Genomic DNA, 6,015 nt, shown 5'->3' with positions numbered 1-6,015 from the left:
TAAGAATTTTCGAGAATCGTATGTGTTTCACTGTTTAGTTATCAAGGTTGTTTGTCTGTCATCTCTTTGCGACAGCCCGTTTACTTTATCATATCTTTCAGATCTTGTCAAGCACTTTTTTCCAAAAGTTTTTCAGATCTTCAAGAAGCTGTATAAAGTTGTATGTTTCTGTCGTTCTGTTCAAGCGACTTGATTACTTTACCATAAGTTCAGTCATTTGTCAATAGTTAATTCAAATTTTCTGAAAACTATTTTATTTTTCAGTATTTCAGAAGCAATTCCTTGCGACAGCTTGTTTACTATACCACTGCCGTAAGGAATCGTCAAGCACTTTTTACAAAAAAATTTATATTTTTTTATAACATTATTTTCAAGATCCTTTTTCTTCAATCATTGACTTTCGCCCTCAGACATGATAGCGTCAATACATATAACAAATTCATTATTTTATACCCTTTCCCCAGTTTGGAGGTTTCTATGTATCAACAGCAATCACCAGCATTAAAAGAAACAAATCCTCATGGCTCCCAGGCTTTTCCCTGTGCTTTTTACCGTTTAAAACTAAGCGGACACGGAATCCTAGTCAAGCACCATTGGCACGAGGAGGTCGAGATTATTTACTTTCCCGGTGGAACCTTCACCTTAGATATTAATATGGAAACATTTGATGTATCTTCAGAATGTTTTTATTTTATTAATCCCGGCGAACTGCACAGCATACGTGCACGCTCAAAAGAAGTCTCCATGGAATACGCTGTCGTTTTCCAACCGGAACTGCTCTGCTCTCCTTTTTACGATACGGTTCAGACTCAGCTTGTCCAGCCATTGCAAAACGGACGTCTGATTTTTCCAAGATGTATTTCTGCAAACCATCCTGTTTTTCCTATTATAAAGGAGCAGTTCCAGAACATCACTAACGCATTTTACCGCTGCAGCTTTTCTGAACAATTGGAAGAGCTTCATGATTCCTTACATATAAATTTATTCCGCGCTTCTGGAAATGCCATTGTCGGCCTGGCAGATCAGCTTCTGATCAAGGCTTCCCTGTTAAATATTTTTGCAGATTTTTCCAATCGCCAGCTTTTTTCCCAGACTGAAAAATCTGATGACCACAGGGTCGAGACCATAAAAACCACAATCACTTACATCCGCGACCATTACCAGGAAAAAATTTATATCCGCGATCTGGCATCCCTGATCGGACTCAATGAGCAATACTTTTGCCGTTTTTTTAAAAAAGCAATCGGCATGTCTCCCATAGAATACCTGAATGAATATCGCATCCGCCAGGCAGTACGTTTATTAAAAGACAGCAGTCTTCCAGTGACCGAGATATGTCTGGACTGTGGTTATAACAATATGGGGAATTTTCTCAGAGAATTTCGCAAATATACAGGAACCACACCTCTGCAATATCGGAAACACAGCCAGGGGATTGAGAATCCTTCCTTATAAAACACGCTTGCCCCCCTATGTACGAAATGATTTTCCAAACAATCTCTGGTCAAAATTTCGTATTTTTTAATCAAATTAAGGGAAGTATTTTCTTTTTCATGTATGTATAATGTACTTAGTTCAAAGATAATCATTATATATAAGGAGACATAAATGAATAGCACGAAAAAAAAATGGTGGCAGGATAAAGTAGCCTATCAGATTTATCCGAAAAGCTTTTATGACACAAACGGTGATGGAATCGGCGATCTGCCGGGAATTATTGAGAAACTGGATTATTTAAAGGAGCTGGGGGTTGACATTGTCTGGCTTTCCCCCTGCTATCGCTCCCCTCTTGCCGACCAGGGATACGATATTTCCGATTATTACGACATTGACCCGCGATTCGGAACTATGGAGGATATGGACCGCCTTATCGCAGAAGCAAAGAAGCGGGACATGTATATTGTCATGGATCTGGTTGTAAACCACTGCTCTGATGAGCACGAATGGTTTAAAAAAGCCTGTAAAGATCCGGATGGAAAATACGGCCGTTTCTTCTATTTAAGAGACAAAGAAGATGGTAAGCTTCCTACTAACTGGCGCTCCTATTTCGGAGGTTCGGTATGGGAGGATCTGCCTGGCACCAACAAACAGTACCTTCATGTTTTTCATAAAAAGCAGCCTGACCTGAACTGGGAAAATCCAGAGCTCCGTGAGGAAGTATATAAAAATATTAACTGGTGGCTGGACAAGGGTCTTGGCGGTTTCCGCATTGATGCTATCATTAATATCAAAAAAGCTCTTCCTATGCATGATTATGAGCCTGATCGTGAGGACGGACTCTGCAGCATTAATAAAATGCTGGAGGAAGCTTCCGGAATCGGAGAATTTCTTGGAGAAATGCGTGACCGCACCTTCAAGCCTCACGATGCTTTTTCCGTAGGTGAGGTTTTCAACGCAAAAGACGAAGAGCTCCCGGATTTTATTGGAAACAATGGTTATTTTTCTTCTATGTTCGACTTTAACGAAACCATTTTCGGAGGTTCTGAGAAAGGCTGGTACGATTGCAAAGAAATCACACCTGACGACTACAAGCGCTGCTGTTTTGAGACACAGGCCAAAATGGGGGATTTCGGATTTGTTTCCAATATTATCGAGAATCATGACGAGCCTCGCGGTGTCAGTCACTATATTCCAGAAGGTGATTGCTGTGACACAAGCAAAAAAATGCTGGCGGCATTGAATTTCATGCTTCGTGGACTTCCCTTTATTTATCAGGGACAGGAGCTTGGCATGGAAAATATCCCGTTCAAATCTATTGACGAGGTAGATGATATTTCAACTCTGGATGAATATAAAGTTGCACTTGACGCCGGACTTACCCCGGAAGCAGCTTTGAAAGCTGTTGCCCGCCGCAGCCGCGACAATGCCCGTACCCCCATGCAGTGGACTGGTGAAGAAAATGCCGGATTTACAGCTGGTACACCGTGGCTTCGGGTAAATTCCAATTATACCGCAATTAATGTGGAAAAAGAGACGATTGATCCAAATTCCGTACTTAATTTCTATAAGAAACTGATCGCTCTTCGCAAGGATCCGGAATATAAAGAAACCGTTGTGTATGGTGCTCTGGAGCCATTTATGGAAGACCGGCATAATTTAATGGCATACTACCGTAAAGGAGATAAAACTTTACTTGTGGTTGGCAATTATCAGTGGGATGAGCAGGAAATTACACTTCCATCAGAATGCAAAAAGGTGCTGATCAATAACTACCCGGATATGGTTCTGGATGGAAATTCAGTTAAGCTGCATGGATATCAGGTGCTGGTTGTGGAGTTAGCGTAAACGATTTTCACGCTTGGTATTTATTGTATTCCAACACCTTATTGACAATTTTTCCCATTATTACTATAATAACAAAAGAACAGGGGAGCTTGTACACAGGCTGAGAGGAAATTGTGAATTTCGACCCTTTTACCTGATGCGGATAATGCCGCCGTAGGAAGTCATCATGGGTTTGATTTTTTTCGGAGACACCTCATTGGGGTGTCTCTTTTTTCATATGGCAGCAATGCAGCGTTCGGCTGGGGGCACCACTTTCGGACGCTATATAAAATTAATGCATACATAACAACAGTGCCGGTTTGTAAAAAGATTTTTTCACGTTATAACTCATAACTCGTGGAAACTGCTTCAAACAAGGCCAAGAGAAAGGAAGAAAATTATGAGAACAGCATTAACAATCGCTGGAAGTGACTCCAGCGGAGGCGCCGGTATCCAGGCTGATATCAAGACAATGATCAGCAATGGAGTATATGCCATGAGTGCGATTACCGCACTTACCGCACAGAATACTACCGGTGTAACAGGTATTATGGAAGCAACGCCAGAATTTCTGGCCGACCAGCTGGATAATATTTTTACAGATATTTATCCGGATGCAGTGAAGATTGGAATGGTATCTTCCAGCGCATTGATTGAAACCATTGCGAAAAAACTTCGCCAGTATGAAGCAAAGAACATTGTAGTAGACCCGGTTATGGTCGCTACAAGCGGAGCCAAGCTGATCAATGATGAAGCCATTGAAGCCCTTAAAAGTCAGCTTCTTCCAATGGCCACAGTCCTGACACCGAATATTCCGGAGGCAGAGGTTCTGTCCGGAATGAAAATAGAAACTGCCGAGGATATGATCAAAGCCGCTGCTGCCATCGGGGAGAAATACAGCTGTGCAGTGCTTTGCAAGGGTGGTCATCAGCTGAATGACGCCAATGACCTTCTGTGGCGCGAAGGCAATTACAAATGGTTCCAGGGAAAGCGGATCAACAATCCAAACACTCACGGAACAGGATGTACCTTATCCAGTGCCATTGCTTCTAATCTGGCAAAGGGATTTGACCTGGATACTTCCGTGGAGAGGGCAAAGAAATATATTTCCGGAGCACTTGCTGCTATGCTGGATCTTGGAAAAGGCAGTGGTCCTATGGATCACGGATTTGCAATAAAAAATGAATTCACACTGTCACATGACGAGATTACGGCAGAAGCCGCTGTCTTCACAAATGGGGAATCAGGCGTGTCAGCAAAACAAGCAGCCTCTGTCACTGCAGATTCTGAACTCTCAACCGTAAAACCGACACCAGATAAGGAGGCGAAATAACATGACCGAAAAACGTACTTCCATTTTTGAAAACGGCCTGATCTGGTTTGGCGCTGGTGTTTCCCTGGCGGAAATCCTCACTGGAACCTATTTTGCCTCACTTGGCTTTAGAAAAGGTCTTCTTGCCATTATCATCGGACATATTATTGGCTGTACCATGCTTTTCCTCGCCGGAGTAATTGGCGGAAAAACACGCCGCAGTGCAATGGAAACCGTAAAAATGAGCTTTGGGGAAAAAGGCGGGATTTTCTTCTCCTTCCTGAACGTACTTCAGCTGGTTGGCTGGACTGCCATTATGATCTACGACGGAGCTCTGGCCGCAAACGGTGTGTTACATACCGGAAGCTGGGTATGGTGTCTGGTAATCGGTGCACTGATCGTACTGTGGATTTTTATCGGCATCACAAACCTTGGAAAAATCAACACCATCGCTATGGCAGCACTTTTTATCCTTACACTGGTACTCTGCAAGCTCATCTTCTTTGATGGCGGGACTGCACTTGCCATTGGCGAGGAAGCCATGTCCTTTGGTGCTGCGGTTGAGCTTTCTGTTGCAATGCCACTGTCCTGGCTGCCGCTGATCAGTGATTATACCCGCGAGGCGAAGGAGCCAGTGAAAGCAACTGCTGTAAGCTCTATTGTTTACGGTCTTGTAAGCTGCTGGATGTATGTAATCGGTATGGGTGCAGCGATTTATACCGGTGAATCCGACATTGCTCAGATTATGGTGAAAGCCGGACTGGGAATTGCAGGCCTTCTGATCATTGTATTTTCCACTGTTACCACCACATTCCTGGATGCTTACTCCGCCGGAATTTCATCTGAATCTGTATTTTCCAAAATTAATGGAAAATATGCCGCAATTGCCGTAACCATCATCGGAACAATTGCTGCAATTGTATATCCAATGGACAACATTACCGATTTCCTGTACCTCATCGGTTCTGTATTTGCACCGATGATCGCCATTCAGATTGCAGACTTCTTCCTGCTGAAACGTGCTGACAGTCTGGGCGAATCGGTTGACATAACAAATGCGGTAATCTGGGTGATCGGATTTGTGCTGTACCGAATTTTAATGAGAATTGATATTCCTGTGGGAAATACACTGCCAGATATGGTGGTTACCATTCTCATTTGTATGATCGTGCGAAATGTTTTAAAGAGTAAAAAATAGACTTTCACTTTAGAGTGTATTGGATAAAAGGCTTTCTGCAAGATGTGCGTCGCAATTTGCGGGAATGATTTTTCAAACACGCTCTAGCTTTCGTATAAACACTACTCGGTTCAGGAAAGTGCCAGAGATGGGCTTTCTTATAAATTCAAAAAGGGGCTGCCATTTTGAACCGCTCCCCGTCAAGTAGACAATTGAAAAAATATAAATTTTTCCTGCCAGCAGAAATTTATCTGCTGGCAGT

The 6,015-nt window shown here is 42.8% G+C and carries 4 protein-coding genes, 1 pseudogene and 1 riboswitch; all 5 genes and pseudogenes read left to right on the top strand.

All coding sequences use genetic code 11. The annotated features are described in order from the left end of the window. Nucleotides 1-477: 477 nt before the first annotated feature. Complete coding sequence (locus AB5Z12_RS20510; protein WP_118584253.1) at nt 478-1,455, top strand: AraC family transcriptional regulator; 978 nt, start codon at nt 478-480, stop codon at nt 1,453-1,455. Nucleotides 1,456-1,608: 153 nt separating this feature from the next. Next, nucleotides 1,609-3,285 carry an alpha-glucosidase gene (locus AB5Z12_RS20505; RefSeq protein ID WP_173774263.1) on the top strand — a complete coding sequence of 559 codons (1,677 nt, stop codon included), beginning with the start codon at nt 1,609-1,611 and terminating at the stop codon, nt 3,283-3,285. Nucleotides 3,286-3,356: 71 nt separating this feature from the next. Next, nucleotides 3,357-3,462, top strand: a riboswitch (TPP riboswitch). 202 nt (nt 3,463-3,664) lie between these two features. Continuing rightward, nucleotides 3,665-4,453: pseudogene (gene thiD, locus AB5Z12_RS20500) on the top strand (bifunctional hydroxymethylpyrimidine kinase/phosphomethylpyrimidine kinase); the annotation flags it as partial. Nucleotides 4,454-4,598: 145 nt separating this feature from the next. Further along, nucleotides 4,599-5,774, top strand: coding sequence for a putative hydroxymethylpyrimidine transporter CytX (cytX, locus tag AB5Z12_RS20495; protein ID WP_148463615.1), 1,176 nt, complete (start codon nt 4,599-4,601; stop codon nt 5,772-5,774). A 19-nt stretch (nt 5,775-5,793) separates the two neighbouring features. Beyond that, nucleotides 5,794-5,961 carry a DUF6783 domain-containing protein gene (locus AB5Z12_RS20490; protein WP_368357524.1) on the top strand — a complete coding sequence of 56 codons (168 nt, stop codon included), beginning with the start codon at nt 5,794-5,796 and terminating at the stop codon, nt 5,959-5,961. Nucleotides 5,962-6,015 lie beyond the last annotated feature (54 nt).

The organism is Ruminococcus sp. RTP21358st1_G6_RTP21358_211008 (assembly GCF_040908885.1).
In the GTDB taxonomy this organism is placed as follows: domain Bacteria; phylum Bacillota; class Clostridia; order Lachnospirales; family Lachnospiraceae; genus Blautia_A; species Blautia_A faecis.
Note: the sequence above shows the minus strand (reverse complement) of the source record. Positions and strands in the feature narration are given on the sequence as shown.